General features: G+C 43.1%; 16 protein-coding genes. All 16 read right to left on the bottom strand.

The features are described 5' to 3' along the window. Window positions 1-1,678: VgrG-related protein (locus tag AC5GD6_RS00985; RefSeq protein ID WP_491846051.1), on the bottom strand; the 1,678-nt coding region annotated here is incomplete at its 3' end. Between the two features lie 182 nt (window positions 1,679-1,860). Beyond that, window positions 1,861-2,514, bottom strand: a complete 654-nt coding sequence (locus AC5GD6_RS00990) for a DivIVA domain-containing protein (protein ID WP_464361143.1) — start codon at window positions 2,512-2,514, stop codon at window positions 1,861-1,863. A gap of 102 nt (window positions 2,515-2,616) precedes the next feature. After that, entirely contained in the window at window positions 2,617-2,889 is a 273-nt protein-coding gene (locus AC5GD6_RS00995; RefSeq protein ID WP_464361144.1) for a YggT family protein, read from the bottom strand. Next, the gene (gene proC / locus AC5GD6_RS01000) at window positions 2,889-3,815 is read right to left on the bottom strand and encodes a pyrroline-5-carboxylate reductase (protein WP_303871400.1); all 927 of its coding nucleotides are present in this window, start codon (window positions 3,813-3,815) and stop codon (window positions 2,889-2,891) included. Before proC ends, AC5GD6_RS00995 begins: the two co-directional genes overlap by 1 nt. A 20-nt stretch (window positions 3,816-3,835) precedes the next feature. Next, window positions 3,836-4,546 (bottom strand): cell division protein SepF, encoded by a 711-nt coding sequence (locus AC5GD6_RS01005; protein WP_491846052.1) that lies wholly within the window; start codon window positions 4,544-4,546, stop codon window positions 3,836-3,838. Between the two features lie 62 nt (window positions 4,547-4,608). Then, the gene (locus AC5GD6_RS01010) at window positions 4,609-5,388 is read right to left on the bottom strand and encodes a YggS family pyridoxal phosphate-dependent enzyme (protein ID WP_303871398.1); all 780 of its coding nucleotides are present in this window, start codon (window positions 5,386-5,388) and stop codon (window positions 4,609-4,611) included. Between the two features lie 18 nt (window positions 5,389-5,406). Beyond that, entirely contained in the window at window positions 5,407-6,216 is an 810-nt protein-coding gene (locus AC5GD6_RS01015) for a purine nucleoside phosphorylase YfiH/LACC1 family protein (RefSeq protein ID WP_276770051.1), read from the bottom strand. Window positions 6,217-6,231: 15 nt separating this feature from the next. Next, window positions 6,232-7,365 (bottom strand): cell division protein FtsZ, encoded by a 1,134-nt coding sequence (gene ftsZ, locus AC5GD6_RS01020; RefSeq protein ID WP_303871393.1) that lies wholly within the window; start codon window positions 7,363-7,365, stop codon window positions 6,232-6,234. 283 nt (window positions 7,366-7,648) lie between these two features. Then, window positions 7,649-8,815: a cell division protein FtsQ/DivIB gene (locus AC5GD6_RS01025; RefSeq protein WP_303871391.1), complete on the bottom strand. Its 1,167-nt coding sequence runs from the start codon at window positions 8,813-8,815 to the stop codon at window positions 7,649-7,651. 9 nt (window positions 8,816-8,824) lie between these two features. Next, window positions 8,825-10,237, bottom strand: a complete 1,413-nt coding sequence (gene murC / locus AC5GD6_RS01030) for a UDP-N-acetylmuramate--L-alanine ligase (protein ID WP_491846053.1) — start codon at window positions 10,235-10,237, stop codon at window positions 8,825-8,827. Between the two features lie 125 nt (window positions 10,238-10,362). Then, window positions 10,363-11,484, bottom strand: coding sequence for an undecaprenyldiphospho-muramoylpentapeptide beta-N-acetylglucosaminyltransferase (gene murG, locus AC5GD6_RS01035; RefSeq protein ID WP_303871388.1), 1,122 nt, complete (start codon window positions 11,482-11,484; stop codon window positions 10,363-10,365). Beyond that, on the bottom strand, window positions 11,474-13,045 hold the full coding sequence (locus AC5GD6_RS01040) for an FtsW/RodA/SpoVE family cell cycle protein (RefSeq protein ID WP_303871385.1): 1,572 nt from the start codon (window positions 13,043-13,045) through the stop codon (window positions 11,474-11,476). Before AC5GD6_RS01040 ends, murG begins: the two co-directional genes overlap by 11 nt. A 1-nt stretch (window position 13,046) precedes the next feature. Continuing rightward, on the bottom strand, window positions 13,047-14,528 hold the full coding sequence (murD, locus tag AC5GD6_RS01045) for a UDP-N-acetylmuramoyl-L-alanine--D-glutamate ligase (RefSeq protein WP_491846054.1): 1,482 nt from the start codon (window positions 14,526-14,528) through the stop codon (window positions 13,047-13,049). A gap of 21 nt (window positions 14,529-14,549) precedes the next feature. After that, window positions 14,550-15,581, bottom strand: coding sequence for a phospho-N-acetylmuramoyl-pentapeptide-transferase (gene mraY, locus AC5GD6_RS01050; RefSeq protein WP_276770056.1), 1,032 nt, complete (start codon window positions 15,579-15,581; stop codon window positions 14,550-14,552). Continuing rightward, window positions 15,575-17,023 carry a UDP-N-acetylmuramoyl-tripeptide--D-alanyl-D-alanine ligase gene (locus AC5GD6_RS01055; RefSeq protein WP_491846055.1) on the bottom strand — a complete coding sequence of 483 codons (1,449 nt, stop codon included), beginning with the start codon at window positions 17,021-17,023 and terminating at the stop codon, window positions 15,575-15,577. Before AC5GD6_RS01055 ends, mraY begins: the two co-directional genes overlap by 7 nt. 147 nt (window positions 17,024-17,170) lie before the next feature. Next, window positions 17,171-18,922: a peptidoglycan D,D-transpeptidase FtsI family protein gene (locus tag AC5GD6_RS01060; protein ID WP_061102902.1), complete on the bottom strand. Its 1,752-nt coding sequence runs from the start codon at window positions 18,920-18,922 to the stop codon at window positions 17,171-17,173. Window positions 18,923-18,986 lie beyond the last annotated feature (64 nt).

Genomic DNA, 18,986 nt, shown 5'->3' on the forward strand with positions numbered 1-18,986 from the left:
CATCTAACCAGTAGTCTTTACCTTCGACGCTAACTTTACCTAACGTCATCTTAAAATTGGAATCAAAATAAAAGCACGAACCCGATGAATCCTTATACCAGCCTTTTATCAGACGGCCCAAACCATCAGTACGCATGCGTGTGCCATCTTGATTATCTATCCATGAATTGTATTGCAGACCATAACCAAAATCTATCCAATAATGATATCCACGCACAACACAATCGCCGAAAATAGCATAACCAGTTGATGGGTCCGCGTACCATCGTTTGCCATTTACCGTGTTAAACCAACCCTTCACAGTTCTGCCCGTAGAATCTACATAATAGTATCCATGTGAATCTTGATGCCAAGATCCATTGCTAAGTCCTAGATAATGAGCTTTTTCGTCGGTGTATCGGTTAATCCAACCCTGCCAATATATCTGCTGAGAAGGGTAAATATTTTTTACATTATCTATAACAGCATCACAAATTGCAGCAATCAGCTGCTCGTCATTCATTGAGCCATCGATATTGGCGAGCTTGAAGAACTTATTACAACCCCAATAATTACCTGCACGTAAGCTGTAAATTCCTCCACCTTTTCCAAAAAGGTTAGCCATACCCCAAACTAAGCTCTTAAAGCTATCCGAGCGTTCGTCTGGATTAACACCAAAATATGAAAGGCTTCTTTTTACACCATCAGGGGCTGCATAATAGTTGTAATAGGCATAATAGTCTTGCAAACGAGAAAATACATCTGGTGATGCGGCATATGCACTATGCCATGCTTGATTAAGATCATTTCCAAACTGTGTAAATGTTGAAGTATTTTTATCAAAAACATCGGGCGTTGAAAAATTCCAGTTGTATTTTTCACCTACGGTAGCAAGCATTTTAAACGTTTGAGGATCGTAATTGTATACTTGCTTCATAAACGTTGCGAGACCATAACGACGATCAAACTGATACGCACCAAGCGCATTATACGAATCGCCCGCTCCAAAGCCGTGATCGTAATTGTGACCGCTTTCCCACTTTTGAAAATAAGTCATTTCAGAAGAAAACAATTTATACTGCAGGTTAAAACGCACATCGTAAGGAGCTTGGGCACTACGATCGGCAAAAAGCATCTGATTTTGAGCACGTACATCTTGAGCAAGTTTTGAATCTTGAGTAGATTTTGAATCTTTAGTAGGCTTTGAATCTTTAGAATCTTTAGACCCTACGTTTTGTATAGAGCTTTGACGATCACTGCTTTGCTTTACACTCTTGGTATCTACCTGGACTGCATTGACATCGGACGACGCAAAATGCTTGCCAGAAGGCTTGGAAACAGACTTACCATCTGTAGATACTGGACTTGAAGGCATATGCGCCAACGTGTGTTCAAAACTATCCGCAGAATCTTTTGTAGAAGTATTAAGATGTTTTTGAGCACGGACTTCGGCGGACGCCACAAACGGAAGCTCTTGAGTTATAGAAGGGTGACGCAGATTTGTTTGACTCTGCATGTGCACGCCTTGCTGGCGCGCGGGATTATGGGCAGGCAAAGCATACGCAGTATTGACACCTACAGAAGCGGTAGTTAAACACAGACCTAGGGTAATAACACTACACGTAATCCGCAAAGGAGAGAAAGATTGCATAACAGATTTACGAGAGTTTTGTTCATTTGAAATAAGTTTATTCAACATACGTCCTAACGTTACCCACAATTCAACTACCGAATACGCAAACCTTTTATATAAGAGACTACGCCTGCGTTGCAAAGCATGAGGTTGCACTCAATATTATTAAGCATAGTTATACATAAGAGTAAAGCAAAATGACTTCGCTTTACTCTTATAACATAACATATATAACGGACATAAGATTTCTAATCCAAGTCGGCAAAGTCTCCTGAGAGCGCAACTGGGGATTTAGAAGCATCTTGGTTTAAGGACGAAGCCGCTTGCGCGCTTTTATCCAGTGCATTTAAAGCGTCTTCAGTAGTGGCATCTTTCTGTGGAAACACAGAATCAGCATCGTCGATAAAGTGCTGCAACATCTTCTTATACGCACCGCGGAAGCTTTCGCGAGATTGTTTAAGTCGATCAATCTCATCAAGTTCAGTTTGCTTTTCTGCCAATGCCTGACGAATAACTTCGCGCGCTTTTTGATCGGCTTCGTTGCGAATAGCGTCTGCATTGGCACGAGCCTCTGCCAAAAGTTTGTCGGCGCTTTGTTGAGCAACAATAAGAACTTGTGAAATTTGTTTTTCCGAAGCAGACAGAGTAGGTGACTCTGGAGCAACAGGTGCCTCTACGTGGGTAGATTGCTGTTGCTTAAGGCTTGCAAGTTGTGCTTGGCTTGCAGCAAGCTGCTGCTCGGTGTTAGTAAGACGACCTTTAAGATCGGCAATTTTCTTAAGCATTGCGTCTACTTCAACAGAAAGCTGATCTAGGAAGTTATCAACCTCGTCAGTATTGTAGCCGTGTTTTTTGTCTTCCGAGAATGTCATGTGTTCTATATCAGCTGGAGTAATGGCCATCTTTGTTCCCTTTCGACTAAGCTGATGATGTTCAAAGATAAAATCATCATATCAGGTATTATGCTATATATCTACGCTTTTTAGTATAACCTAACTATAAATTTACAGAATTAAATCTTTAATAATTTGTAAAACTAAAAGTGCAACAACAGGCGAAAAATCTATACCACCAAGTGGAGGCATAAATTTACGAAAGAGGCTTAAGTACGGCTCAGTAATTTTATGTAAAACTTCGCTTATATCCGAAACAAGCGAATTTTGACCGCCTGAAATATTTGGAACCCACGATAAAAGCGCCGAAACAATAATAAGCCACGAATATACTTCTATAAGTTGCGTAAGTATATATGCAATTTTTAAAGACAAAGTTGGCATTAGTGCTCCTTGAGCTGGTATGTTTTCTTCATTGCAGCATCAACTCCACACGAAACAGCATCCATAAGGCCGCCCTCCATAAAGCGCAGTCCTTGAGCCGTGGTACCTGCTGGCGATGTAACGCGTTCCATAAATTGACGAGGATGAACATGCTCGTCTAACAGTTGACGTGCGGTACCCTGCATCGTGTAAAGCGCTAAATCGCGACACACATGAGCTGGAATACCCCACTCAACACCGCTACGAACAACAGCGTCTATCATAAGTGCAAAAAATGCCGGTCCACATCCCGAAATAACGCCTGCGACGTCGAGTTGTTGCTCGTTCATAAGGTAAGCACAACCAAATGCAGAAAACATGTTGTGCACCAAAGCTGCATCTTCGTGCGTAGCCGAATCGTCAGGACATACCGCGCACGCTCCGCTTAAAGACTTAACGCAAATATTAGGCATAACGCGTACCAAACGGGCTTGCGGCAAAAGCTTTGAGAGCGTGTCAAGCGATACGCCAGCAGCAATGCTCACCACAAGTTTTTGAGCAAGCGCGGACGCAAGCGGGCTTATAACCTGCGTTAATACTTGAGGCTTTATTGCTACAATAACGCAATCATAAGAAGACTTGAGCATATCAGCCGCGTTTGTATAAACGTGCGCACCTCGTTGTTTCAATACATTAAGCGCAGACGCATTTATATCGGCAATTGCTAAATTTTGGGGTTGTATAACTTGACTGTCAAGCAGCGCAGAAGCTATAGAAGAACCCATAGCACCCGCACCAATAAGCGCAACAGAGCAAGGACAAGGTCGTACGACTTTTTGATTGTCAGACGAAGCCACACACTGCCCGTGTTCAGCTTTTACTGTTGCTGCACTGGTATGAACTTTGTTATCAGAGCAGTTACAAGCATGAATATTTTGATCTATCAATGAATATACCCACTATTCTTTTATCGCGCCATCGTGCTTTGTGAAATCAACTTAAGAATCTCATCTTTTGAAATTTCCACACCTTGAGGAAGCACCACAAACACACGATCTGATACTTCGTCAACACGGCCTGAAATACCGCAGGTGAGTCCTAAACAAAAATCGAGAATACGCTTAGCGGTTTCGATATTGGTGTTCTTAAATACCAAAACAACTGGTTGATTCGTGCGAACACGACGTACAACCATTTGAACATCGTCATACGAGGCAGGCTTTAAAATATAAGGAGGAAGCTGTCCTGAGGTTTGGGCACGAGGAATTGAACGAAGACCTAAATCACCAGGTGTTTTCCCACCTGTTGTATTACCAAGCACCGAATGAGCCGTTTGAGCATAGGTGTGTGTTTGGGGAATCTGCGTTGTTTGATCAGCAGGATAATACCTATCTTGTCCTGTATACGCAGAAGTATTGCTAGCATAGCTTTCCTGAGCAGGACGCATTCTTTGACCGTTATAATAATCGGTACGTGGAGCTTGCGAAAGCGGTCTGCCCGAACGGGTAAAAACGTTTACGCTTTCGGCCTCCGGACGACGCGTGTTACCCAACACGCCCGATGAATTTTCACGACGAGCAGCCTCCGCCTCATCGTCGTAATAATCATCCATGTTACCCATGTCACGACCACCACGGATAGTTCTTATTCTATCTTTTAATTCGTCAAATAAACTCATGGTATATCCACCTTTCTCCACTAAGGGAGCATACCTTTGCTATACATACAAGGCTACATAATCTATGCAGTAACCTTGTAGTTTGTATCAAACACGATCCTACCTAATCTAATAAGTGTTGAACCTTCTTCAAGCGCAATTTCAAAATCATCGCTCATGCCACATGAAAGCGTAGAAAGCTCAAGCCCTGTTTGCGCTCTCAATGCTTCGCGCAGCTCATAGAGCCCAGAAAATGAACGACGAGCAGTATCGGGGTCATTGCGAGGAGCCATATTCATTAAGCCCTCAATATGAATGTGCTCCATGCTCATAAGCTCATCAAGACATTCGTATAAGGCTTTGCTGGAAAAGCCCGATTTAGAAAGCTCACCCACCACATTGATCTCAAGCAAGCAAGAAACACGTAAGCCCTTTGTACCTGCATGTTTATTAAGCGCGCGCGCAAGCTCTAATGATGAAACCGATTGTATGCGACAACAATTATCTAAAACCATATTGATCTTGTTAAGTTGCAAATTGCCAATCATATCAAAACGCAGCGTGCCTTGTTGGATAGCTGATGTAAGTGCAGATACTTTATCGCGAAGCGCTTGAGGCCTATTTTCACCAAAAAGCGTATAGCCAGCGCGCGATGCTGCTAAAATTTCAGGCACATCAACCGTTTTTGAAACAGCACAAAGCTGTATGTCATCTAAACTACGGCCAGATTTTTGCACAGCATTTGTTATGCGTTCGCTCAAATATGCTTTTCGCTCACGCAAAAAATCGGTATACGCATCTTCTGCCAAAACGTCTTGTGCACGGCTGTGAGTTGTTTGTTGTTCACAATTATCATGCGTCATGATTGAAACTTGCCTCGTTCACTTGGGTTGTTCTAAATAGGCGCACGCTGCATGTCTGCCGCATTTTCCATGCTCTTTACGATACGAGAAAAAACGATCAACATGAGAATAGGTGGAAACACCAGCATTACATATATGCTCAGGCGCAACACCATCTTCTAAAAGCGTAGCTCTTATAGCTGCATACATATTAAGATTGCGCGTACCAGTTTTAACCTGATCACCAAACTCGGTTACAAAATCTGCAATGAGCTCTGAAGATACTTCGTAATCTGCAGCTGCAATATGTGGGCCAACATACACCAAAACGTCTTGAGGCCCGCAATGCGCCTGTTCGCAGAGTTTATGAAGAACAACGCGCGCAATGCGTGCACGCGTACCGCGCCAACCTGAATGGGCAACAGCAAAAGCAGTACGCGCAACAAAAATTAAAGGAACGCAATCAGCAAAAGCCAGCATAACAGCAACGTCTGGAACGCTACAGATAATTGCATCGCAACCCTGCGCAATATCACGTCTAATACGCGCACTTTCTTGTTCGCTCCACGAACGCACACATACAACAGACGTACCGTGCACTTGATGAGGAACCAAAAGACGCGAACACATCTGCTCAGCACCCATGGCTTTAAGAACACGAAGACGATTTTCGCTGACATGAGCCATATCGTCGCCCGTTCTACTGCCTAAATTCAGCGACTCATACCAACCCTTAGAGCATCCACCTGTTCTTTCGGTAAAAGCAAGGTGGACACCATAAGGGTGGTTTTGATCCTCAAGCAGCGTAACGCCTTGGGAAGTATGACGTACCAGCTGAGCTAATGCCATAAACGCTTCCCCTTTTTATAAACGGGAGTGTTTTAAGAATTCGGGAATGTCAAATTCTTTGTCGTTATTAGAAGCGTTGCGTGACGACGCAGGAGCCGGCGCAGACGTACGAGTAGAAGCAGCAGGCTTTTGACGTGAAGAGGCCTGCGTACGAGAACCCATGGTAAGCGTAGGCATAGTTTGAGCCGAGTTAACATCTTTAAAACCAGTTGCAATAACGGTAACACGAACTTGGTCGCCCAAAGATTCATCAACAACGGTACCAAAGATAATGTTTGCTTCGGGATCAACCGCGTTAGCTACAAAATCGGCAGCATCGTTAATCTCTTGAATGCCCAAGTCTTTATTACCTGCAATTGAAAGCAAAACGCGTGTTGCGCCGTCGATAGAACTTTCAAGCAAACGAGAAGAAATTGCCTCTTCCGCAGCGTCAACAGCACGATTATCGCCTGACGCCAAGCCAACACCCATAGTTGCTGTACCAGCACCGCGCATGGTGGTGCAAACGTCGGCAAAGTCGAGGTTAATAAGTCCAGGTACGGTAATAAGATCGGTGATACCTTGCGTACCTTGGCATAAAACGTCATCTGCCATACGGAACGCGTCAATAAATGAGGTCTTTTTCTCGGAAACGTCTAACAAACGATCGTTAGGAATTACAATAAGTGCGTCAACGTTATCTGAAAGTGCTTGAATACCATCGACAGCGCGATTTGCACGAGGACGACCCTCAAAGGTAAAGGGCTTGGTTACAACACCAACGGTTAGAGCACCAATATCATTTTTTGCAATATCAGCAACAACAGGAGCTGCGCCTGTACCAGTTCCGCCGCCTTCGCCTGCGGTAATAAATACCATATCGGCACCTGCTAATGCCTGTTTAATTTCATCGTGAGAGTCCTCAGCAGCCTCGGCTCCTACTTCGGGGTTTGCGCCTGCACCAAGGCCACGCGTAATATCTTGGCCAATGTGAACTTTGATGTCGGCATCAGAAATTGCCAAAGCCTGTGCATCGGTATTAACGGCTACAAACTCTACTCCACGAATGCCTTCTTCGATCATACGGTTAACTGCATTTGTACCGCCACCGCCAACGCCTACAACCTTAATAACAGCAAGGTAGTTACTTGAAATATCAGTGTCTTGCATGGTTCCTCCTTGTTATTGCCATGAGTTAAACATAGACAAGTTAGTGCGTGACATAACGTATGCTGCATACTAAAGTCTAAACCTCTGGTTAACATACAGTGTTTATATCAAGCGCGTTATAATTGCACACTTAAAATCGCTTTGTCAACATATATGTGCGTTAAGTGAATTCCGCAGGTACATGCATGATAAATAAAATTTGTTACTCACCTATGTTTACTTGAGAGTTGAGGGTTTGAGATACCATTTGTACATATTGTCTACAACTCGCCCTCACGCACATTTACGAATTAACGCCTCTACCCTGTTTTACGCTATCAGATTGCACCATGCGATAAGATGGCTTTGACGGAACACGAACATTTATGTAAGTAAGCTTCCCCTCATATTTATCTAAGATTTCACGAATAATGCGCTCTTTAGTTGGTATCTGTGTTGCACTTCCAACCGATACTTCAACGCCTGTGGTAAGCGTTAAGGTAATACTATCAGGCGTGGGAGCACTATACCCAACCACCATCTGAGAAAACTCGGATGAAAATTGTCTACGGTACGATTGAATCATGGCAATAGTTTCATCGGTTGCAGCTGCACCTGGTTGCGGATTTACACTTGTAGGTAAATCACAGAATGCAACAGCACCCATTTCGTGCGCTTTAGTAAGGGTTTTTTCTTTAACTGAAACATTGTCATCACTTTTAGCAAGCGATATTGGCTCAATCCAAACATTATCATTACCAAGCGTCCACACTACATTACTTGAACCAATTAAAACATAGGCATCTATTACTTTTTCATCAACGCTGATATCCAACGAGTTAGGAAACTTTCGCGTAAAATGGACTTGCGATACCCAAGGATTTTTCTTTATCCTATCCGATATTTTCTTTTCATCAAGATTGAAAAGCGTTGTGTTATCTTCTATTTGTGCCAGTTGAGCTATATCTTGTGCAGTAACATGATCAGAATCATGCGCCACAACTGAAGTTATCGTACATACAGGTAGATGCAAAAGTATGACATAACCTATACACACAAAGAACGCAACAATACCTGTAGTGGCTACCAAACGAATAACGTTTTGGATGCTTAGAGCACGAAACCACATTAACAAGTTGAAAGAGTTGGACATTGATGAGGAGTTCCGTCCCTGCGTGCGTGCGCCTGCAGAGGTTTTTGTACGTGCCGAAGGTGTAGAGCTTAAAAAAGCGGGAACGGATGAACCGTCTTTTGTGGGTGTTTGTAAACTTCCTGTTGTACGTTTCGCGCGTTTAAAAAGCCCAGCTGTAAGACGTGCAAAAAAGGATTCACGAGATACTCTGCGTGTGCTTGGAAAAGCAGCACCTCTTGCACGCGAAGACACGGCGCCAACAGCACGCCCAGACGGACGAGCGCCTGCCCGCGGCTTCTTTGCACGTGGCGTTGGTTTTCTTTGCACCTTATCAGACACGTATCTCAACTACTTTCCGCATGTGTCTTGTTCTTGTTTTGCTTGTAGGAATGCCGGTCCTATCATCGTAACGTCACCAGCACCTTGGGTAATGATTAAATCATGAGGACGTGCAATAGAAAGTAAATGAGCAACAACATCTTTCTTTTGAGATACAAATGTTACATCACAATGCTTTGTTGAAGCCTGAATTTTTTCAGCGAGCATCATCCCATTCACACCAGGAATAGGCGTTTCACCTGCCGAGAAAACCTCTGTCACAATCAAAACATCTGCATCATCAAACGCATGAGCAAATTCGTCTTGTAGGTTTTGTGTACGGCTGTAACGATGCGGCTGAAACACACAGACAATACGATTAAATTCAAGATTTTTAGCAGCTGCAAGTGTTGCTTTGATTTCGGTTGGATGATGACCATAATCATCAACCACACATATATCATCAATATCACCTACATGCGTAAAACGACGATGAGCACCCTTAAAATTACTTAATGCGTGTGCGGCATCTTGTAAATTAACACCTAAAACATCTGCTACCGCCATGGTTGCCGTAGCATTTAAGACATTATGTTTTCCAGGATTAGCAGGTAAACTAATGGATAGGCACGAGCCATCAGGGGTGCACACAACAAAATTATTACGGATTTTATGGCTTTGAACAGTTTGTTTACATACGTAATCACATGTTTCATCAAAACCGTATGTAACAACATGACGATTTGTTGAGCGAGCCAACTCTACACAATGGGGATTTTCACCACATACCACAATGGTACCAGCATCGCCTACCAAATCCATGAATTCGCAGAATGTATGTTCGAGGTTATCCATAGTTTTATAGTGATCTAAGTGATCAGCTTCAATATTGGTAATAACAACTACATCAGGGTTAAGGTATAAAAACGAACCGTCTGATTCATCTGCCTCGCATACAAAATAGCCACCGTTACCATTTTTACCATTGGTCTTGTACTCTTCAACAATGCCGCCAATTAAAAATGAAGGGTCTTTACCTACATGATCAAGCATGGTTGCAACCATTGATGAGGTAGTTGTTTTACCATGAGTGCCTGCAACAGCAACAGTTATTGCATGATGAGATAAATACGAGAGCATTTTTGCACGAGGCCACACGGCAATGTTGAGCTCACGCGCACGCACAACTTCTGGATTTGTAGGAGGAATAGCCGATGAAATAACTACAACATCTGGCGCAACCTCATCTACGGTTTGTGCATGATGACCAATATGCACATCAATTCCTGCATCTTGCAAACCACGAACATACGACGACATTTTAAGATCTGAACCGCTTACAAAACACCCCCGTTCGTGCAAAACAAGCGCTATTCCGCTCATGCCTGCACCGCCAATGCCTACAAAGTGTGCACGTTTAATTGATGAACCTGGTGTTATCATACGTTTTCTTCCTTTATTACTTCATATGTTCACGTAAGTTTTGTCGTATAGCAAAGCCATACTAACAAGATAAGACTTTTATATATGATATATCATCTATAGACAATTCAAAGACTGCCTTAAAGTTACATAACCGCTGCATGCTCCACTTGATCAGCAAGGGCACACGCAGCTTTATCCTGAGCTAGGCCTCTGGCAGCAGCCGTTAGTGACTCGCGTAATTCGGCGCTTTCGAGCAAAGAATTAAGACGCTCGGTAAAGTAGGTACTTTCCAAATCTTTATCACAAATCATAAAAGCAGCTCCTGCATCAACCAAACCGCGAGCATTGGTTGTTTGATGATCGGCAGTTGCCAAAGGATACGGAACCAAAATTGAAGGCTTAGCTAACGCAGCAAGCTCGGCAATAGAAGACGCGCCTGCACGAGAAACAACAACATCACAAGCAGCAAGAACTTCGCCCATATCGTTAATATAATCAAGCACATGCCAGCGTTTTTTTTCGTCCTCACTTAAGTTGAGCGCGGCACAAGTTTGCTGATAGTCGGCTTTTCCTGTAGCTTGAATAATATAAAGCTTGTCATGGGACAAAAGTTCGGTTTTGCGCGCCACAATTTGTTCATTGAGATGTTTTGCGCCAAGCGATCCACCAAAAACCACCAAAAGCAGTGCGTCATCGGGAATATGATAGGTTTGACGTGCAGCTTTACGGTCAGCTTGCAAGACACTTAAACGAACAGGATTTCCCGTTACTACAAGTTGCGTATCTGCACCAACTTTTCCCTTGAACGCTTCAAGAGCAGCGGGAAATGAAACGCAGACACTTTTTGCAGAGCGCGCAGAGAGCTTATTAGCAAGGCCAGCAATGCTGTTTTGCTCGTGAATAATTAACGGAACTGCATGTTTTTTGCACCACGAAACAAGTGCAAGCTCTACATATGCACCAAACCCGACACAAACATCAGGCGTATCATGCTTAAAATACGTAGCCAACACATGCTCTGCTCGATAAATATGCCAAAGCGCGCTTGCAAGCGTCCAGGGCTGACGTCGATTAAATCCATTTACGCGAATAGGAATAAAATCAAAACCAGCAGCTGGAACTAAGGTAGCCTCAAGTCGTGTAGGTTGCCCAACAAATACAACGCGGTGTCCGCGCATGCGTAGCTCTTCGGCAAGAGCAAGAGCAGGATTGATATGTCCTGCAGTACCGCCCGCGGCAAGAGCAACATATAATTTATCTGCCACGTCTATCACTCCTTCGTGATGAATCATTTCTTAGGCGTTCACGCGCGCTTGGTGCAACACTAATGCGCCTGAACCCCCGAGCATTAGTAGTTATATGCATATGTTCGTCGTGCGTATTTTTGTGACCAAATTTTTGTCGGTAAGGTAATTGTTGCGCACGTTGTTGTTCTCCTGAAGCATCTTGCGCCCCTGCAACCAAGAAATTGGGAGCAAGGCTAAGATCAGCACGAGCGCGATCGTGAGCAGTGGTTGGAAGATGCGACGCTCTTGAAACAGAAAGTACGAGCCCTACCAGCATAAAACTAGAAATAATGGATGAACCACCATAAGAAACAAACGGAATTGGCTTACCAGAAAGCGGGAATAAGCCTAGGACGCCTGTAATATTAAGAAGCGTTTGTATAGCAAACAAAAATGTGCAGGCAATAACAATAAGTTGTCCATGTAAGTCGGGTGCATGCTCGGCAATTTTCAGACCAGCATACATAATAAGTCCAAAACAACACAAAACAACAAGCGCACCTACAAGGCCTAATTCCTCACCGATAACAGAAAAAATGAAGTCGTTATATGCCATGGGCAAATAGCCGTATTTTTGTTTTCCCATACCAACGCCTACACCAAACAGGCCACCGTGCGCAAAGGCATAAAAGCCTTGAATAAGTTGGTATCCAAATTTATCAGGACTTTTCCACGGATCGAGCATACCCAAAAGACGCAGCCTAGAGTATTCATCCTTAAGGGATAAACCAATAAAAGCCAAAAGACCACCAATTATAAGCATAAGACACGAACGTCCCGAAATACCTGCATATAATGCAGTGATAATAAATGTACAGCACAAAACAAGTGTGGTGCCTTTGTCGGGCTGAACAAGGATAAAAAGCATAGGAATACCTATACATGCAACTAATTGTTTAACGTAGAAGTGAACATTATATTTTTTGTAAGCATAATCAACAGTAAGTCGTGCAAAAATCAGAATGAGAACAAATTTTGCAAATTCGGAGGGCTGTAACGTAAAACCAGCAATTGAAATCCATCGCGATGCACCACCCGAACCGTGACCGATAGCGGGAATAAAAATCATCAAAAGCAAACCGAAGACAATACAAGAAATTGCCGGCAAAAATTGAAACAGCAAAAGGTGATAGTCTACACGCGAAATTATCCATGCAAGCAGAATTGCAATTGCCAAAAAAATCAACTGACGCAGCAGATAAAACGCAGGATTATTGCCCTGGACACTATTAGTGAGTGCAACAATAGAAGAAGCGGAAAACACCATGAGAATACCCACAGCCGTTAAAATAGTAACCGCAGTTACAAATAAAATACGCGGCTGCATAAACCGTGCAGGAACACTTCTGAGTTTATCGACAAAGCTCAAGTGGGCATTACGTGCTTGACCTTTCGCTGATGTAACGTTGGCTTGCGTGCTGTGATCAACACGCGCACGCAGGGTTTGTGGGCGCTGTTGAGACTGAAATCGGTCTGCTGCTGCACCTCTTTTAGTGTATGCACGTTTGCGACGCTGAGCGGATTCGTTTTGTCTTTGCACCTTAACTCAATTTCTCGTCATCAGATGTCGCACGCAGTTCGTGGACAAGGTTTTTGAAATAGGTACCACGCTCCTCCATATTGTGAAATTCATCAAATGAAGAACACGCAGGAGAAAGCAAAACCGTTGTGTGCGGCTTGGCATGCGTAACAGCACAGTCAAATGCGTCTCGTAGATGAGGAACGCACGTCACAAATGATAACGGAGCCGAAGCCACAGCGTTATAACACTTGTCACATGCACCTGCATCATCTGAAGCTTGCGCATTTTGTACCGAAACAAGCTCATGATAGATACGCTGCCCTGCTTCTCCAAAGCATATGGCACCCCTACATTTTCGCACAACTTGATGAACAAGTGAGCTTAAATCGGTTTGTTTATCGTGACCACCTAATAAAACGATGGTTGATCCACTTGGAAATGCAGTAAGAGCCTTTTCAACCGAATCGGTATTGGTGGCTTTGGAATCGTTTACAAATGAAACACCATGTATCGTTGCCACATATTCAAGACGATGTTCAAGTGTAGTAAACGTTTGTAAAACCTGACGTATTGCATCAACTGATACACCAATAAATAAGGCAAGCGCAGAGGCTGCAAGCATATTTTGTATATTATGCATACCTTTAAGAGCCGCTTCTGACGCTTTAATAAGAGGCGTGGTAGTGCCATTTAAGCGAACGTAAAGCATCGAATCACTACAGTATGCCGCCTGCAAAGTTTTAGGGTCTTGTGAGGTATCTACACATACAGGACTCAGTCCTCGCTCAACAAGACGACTGTAAATAGCTTTACAATACAGATCATCACGAGAGATTATAGCTAAATCGTCTGTGGTAAGATTTGCAAATATGCGCTCTTTAGCTGCAGCATATGCCTGCATCGATCCATGCCATTCAATGTGATCAGGCGTAATATTAAGTAAAATTGCTGCATGTGGATGAAGCAGTTTTGTTTCGGCAAGCTGAAAGCTTGATAATTCTGCTACAAACCACGTATCAGCTAGATGATGATCCACTTCGCCCAAACACGCGCGGCCAATATTACCAACCGCACAAGCTTGCTTATGGTCTGCGCGAATCATATGTTCAATAAGGGTTGTGGTGGTAGTTTTACCATTTGTTCCAGTAATTGCTACCCACTTTTGTGGGCGGCAACGCCACGCGAACTCAGGCTCACCAATAACCTCACGACAATGCTTGCACGCTGAACTATATAAAGGAGAATAGGGCGGAATCCCCGGTGATGCAATACAAATATCATAGTCTTCTGTTAGATGATCAGACTCAATAATAGTGAGGCCTTGCTGGGCAAGCAGAGCAAGATCTGGAGATACAGACGACTTAGGGTTACCTGTATACAACGTAAGTTTTGAAACACGGTCAAAATGTGCGCATAAATATCTTGCAACCACCAAGCCAGTTTTCCCTGCGCCAAGAATACATACAGAGCCCAATGGCTCAGTTTGTTTGGCATCTAACATGGTTTTTATCCCCTTTGAGTATTAACGAAGCTGAAAATACAGTGCAAATCCTAGCGCGGCAAATGCAGATGAAACGATCCAAAAACGTATAACAACCTTAGTTTCTCCCCAACCTTTTTTTTCAAAATGGTGATGGAGCGGCGCCATAAGGAAGACGCGTTTTTTGAAAAAATGGAAACTGATAACCTGAATAATAACCGAAATTGCTTCAATAACAAACAGACCACCCATTATAAGAGAAATAACTTCGGTTTTGGTAAGAACTGCCAAAGCTGCAAATGCGCCGCCCAATGCAAGCGAGCCCGTATCGCCCATAAAAATGGAAGCGGGATAACAGTTATGCCATAAAAATCCAATGCAAGCACCTGCAATTGACGCAGAAAAAATGGCCAGATCAATCTCGTTATATAAAAACGCGACCATAGCCATACAAAGCATAACCACAAGAGAGCATCCACCTGCCAGTCCGTCAAGGCCATCGGTTAAGTTTGTGGCATTTGACATACCAGCCATAAGTAAAAAGACAAATATCAGATAAAGCCACGGAACACTTACAAGCATACCTTGAATAGTAAACACCGTAGAAAGCACACCCAAATCAAGTGAAAAGTGGCCTGGGAATGAAATAGTAGGTGAAACACCACACAAATTAACTGCGGCAAGACAAAATACAATACAAATTAACACAAGACCGAGCATTTTTTGTGACGCTGTAAGACCAAGTGAGCGTTTATGAGAAACAGACTCAATATCGTCCAAAAAACCTAAAAGACCCGTAGCAAACATTGCAAGCATGGCAAGAGAGGCACGCATTGACCAACCGGAAAGTAAAACCGATGTTATGAGAATGGCGCATAACATTACGACACCGCCCATCGTGGGAGTGCCCTGCTTAATTAAATGACGCTTTGGACCATCAGCCCTGATTTGCTGCCCAAAACCTTCCATACGCATAAGACGTATGAACAAAGGCATGAGACCCGCCGCAATACATGCAGCAATTCCTACTGCCAAAAAAACTTGATAGGTAGGATACATAGGATTTCCTAGCATGAAGCGCTCATCCCCTTTACAAACTTGTCTAACTGCGCACTCCTTGAAGCTTTTACTAAAATAACATCGTCTGAAGTTAAGAGTGGTTTAACTTGTTTAAGTGCCTCGTCGACATCATGAACATACATTATACGATCAGAAGGATACCCCATAGTAGAGGCCGCTTCCATCATTTCTTGTGCGTGTTCACTTCCAACAAATACCACCATATCTAGGTTACATGCCGCAACATAAGCTCCAATATAGCCGTGTAGTCGATGTGCATGAGCTCCTAACTCACCCACTTCTCCTAACATAGCAATACGTCTACCTGTACATTTGCATTGTTGAAGCACTTGTAGAGCCTGAGCTATGCTTGCAGGAGCTGCATTATAACTGTCGTCAATAATAAGAGGTAAATGAGGTTTTTTGATCTCTTCCATACGCATATGAACTTGCTTCATATGAGCAAGCGCACCGCATGCTTTATCGTAAGATACACCCAATATTTCACAAACGCGAAGTGCAAAACAAGCGTCAATTACACACGCTTTTCCTGCCTCAGATAGGCTCACTTTTCGCATAAGCCCATCTGAGCAAACAACATGCGCACATGCCTTACCAAGCTCGTTAAGATCTATCTTTGTCACGTGAATAGACGAGGACGATTTCTCGCCTACACAAGAAACTAAAACATCTGCTGGTTGTGCGTATGCCTCGGTAATAAAGGTTGTAAAATCGTCTGAATCATGCAAAATAAGCTCTGGTTTAAGCTTACGCGATTGCTGAGAACACATAGGAGCGATAATCTCGGCCTTTGCTTGCGCAATTGCTTTACGTGAACCCAAAAGACCTAGATGACTGGTACCTATATTAGTAATAACAGCAATGGTGGGCTTTGCAACTAAAGCCATACGCGAAATTTCGCCTTCATGATTCATGCCCATTTCGGCAACAATTACCTCGGCGTCAGAAGGAGTATTAAGGATAGTGAGCGGAAGTCCAATCAAGTTATTATGATTAGCCTTAGTTCCATAGGTGCGAAATGTTGTTGAGAGCGTGGCTATAAGCATATCTTTTGTGGTGGTTTTCCCACACGAGCCCGTAACACCCACAACTGTCCACGAAGGATTTTTCTCTCGCCAAAAAGAGGCGAGCTGCAGCAAAAATTCTTGTGCGTCATCATGAGCCGCGCGCAAAAGTAAACAGTTATGTTCATGAGCTACCTGTATAAGATCTTGTGATGCTTCGCATGTGAGCACAACACAAGAAGCACCTGCACCAATTGCAGAATCAGCATATAAATTGCCGTCTGTTCTCTCGCCACGAAAAGCAACAAACATGCCTTGAGACACTACATTTCTAGAATCGATCGTAGTGCTACTTATACTTGTAATATCCGCGTGATTACATACATACGCACGCGTAGCTTGTACAATTTCTTCTGTCGTACACGTTAGCATAGTACCTTCTTTAAATGAGACGCACATGAATATGCTTAGTGTTCACCTGCATTTTTACTCTCTACGTTAGTTAATGCAAACATTCCAATGTGCTTACGTAAACCATTTAGTTGTAAGTAAACCCTCTTATATACTAATCAAGTGTTGCTACTTTTGTTCCGAAATATTCAAATCGGTGAGTGCTTCCCTCATAATTTCAGAAAACAGGTATGCCGAAGAAGTGGCAGCCAAATGAGGCGTACCATCTAATCCCACATATAACAGAATCTTTGCAGATTTAGCTGGCGCAAATCCGATAAGAGAACTCGTATAGCTGCCTCGTATGTAACCACCAGTAGGCGATGCTTGTTCACCTGTACCTGTTTTACCCGCAACACTATACCCTGGTACTTGAGCCTTTTTTGCCGTACCTTCGCTCACAACCGTTTGTAGATAATCAATCATAAGATCCGATGTTTCTTTTTTAATAGATGTACCTTTTGCTGGCCAATTTGCTTCCTCACCGGCTGTGCTCATCAAAAAGTGAGGCGTATACAACGTGCCTCCATTTGCAACAGATCCTACCGCTTGAGCCATCTGCACCTGTGGAAATGCAAGCGCCTGACCAAATGCCATAGTTCCAAGCGATGCGCCATCGTACTCTACACGCTTCTTTACAAGTCCGCCCACTTCGCCAGGATAATCTATACCAGTTTTTTGACCAATCAAAAAGTTATCTAATCCAGCAGCAAAGGTATCAGCTCCTATATAATGTTGAGCCACATAAGACGATCCAACATTAGAAGAGCGCCGTAAAATTTCACGAATATCCATATCGGCTGCTACTCGGCGATTATCTTCATCGGTAATGGTATCGGCACCCGATTTTATGGTTGCCGGAATATCAAATACTTGCTGAGGAGATATTTTTTGAGCGTCTAAGCCAATAGACATAGTAAGGATCTTAAAAATGGAACCAGGCTCATAGGTAGATGAAACTGGTTTTAGATTAAGCGAGCCTTCGGCAATATCTTCGGCGTTGGTAGGATTAAATAAAGGAGTAGAACACATAGCTAATATTTCGCCATTTTGAGGATCAGTTGCAATCACAGAACCTGATTTTGCGTGATAATCTTTGACTCCTTGCGCTATGATGTCTTCGGCTTTTTTCTGGATATTAATATCTATTGAAATAACAATATCGTTACCGTGTTGAGCAGGTACTACATGAGGATGGTCCCCTGCAATAGGTGTTCCTTGAACACCTGCTTCAAAAATCATCTCACCATCAGTTCCTTTAAGTTTGTCATTATAATAAAGCTCAAGACCAGACAACCCGTCGCCATCATTACCAACCAAACCTAAAATCTGTCCACCAACATTACCGTAAGGGTATTCTCGTTTAATATCTGGAAGTAAAAAGACACCCCCAATTTTTGCATCAGCAAGGCGTGTTTTAATAGTTTTGGCATCTTCATTACTTATTCTTTTTACCACATAAGAAAAGGTTGTGTTGCCATTAAGCGAGTCAATGTAATCGTCAGCAGAGCCGCCCAAAACATCGGCAATAATGTGCGCAGCTCCGCTTGGATCTTTAACTTGTTGAGGATTACAATAAAGTGTTTTACATTCGCGGCTAATGGCAAGCACATTACCGTTACGATCATAAATGGTACCGCGACGCGCAAAAAGTTTTACCACATTTGTGCGCTGTGTCTGTGCCATATGAGTTAATTTTTGAGCGTCAACTACTTGCAACCAAACAAGACGAGCAACAACACAACAGGTGAAAAAAGCAAAAATTGCAATCAGCTTAAAGGTTGTTCTTGAAAAATAAGCGTAACTATAGGTAGAAGTAGACGCAGAAGAGCGTCTTTCGTCATACGATGCACCTCGTACAAAATCGCGTCCGGATCTCATAACATACCTTACATACTAGAAATTAGCCATACTAATCTTATCTATATATTCCAACAAAGAAATA

Source organism: Fannyhessea sp., assembly GCF_986145555.1.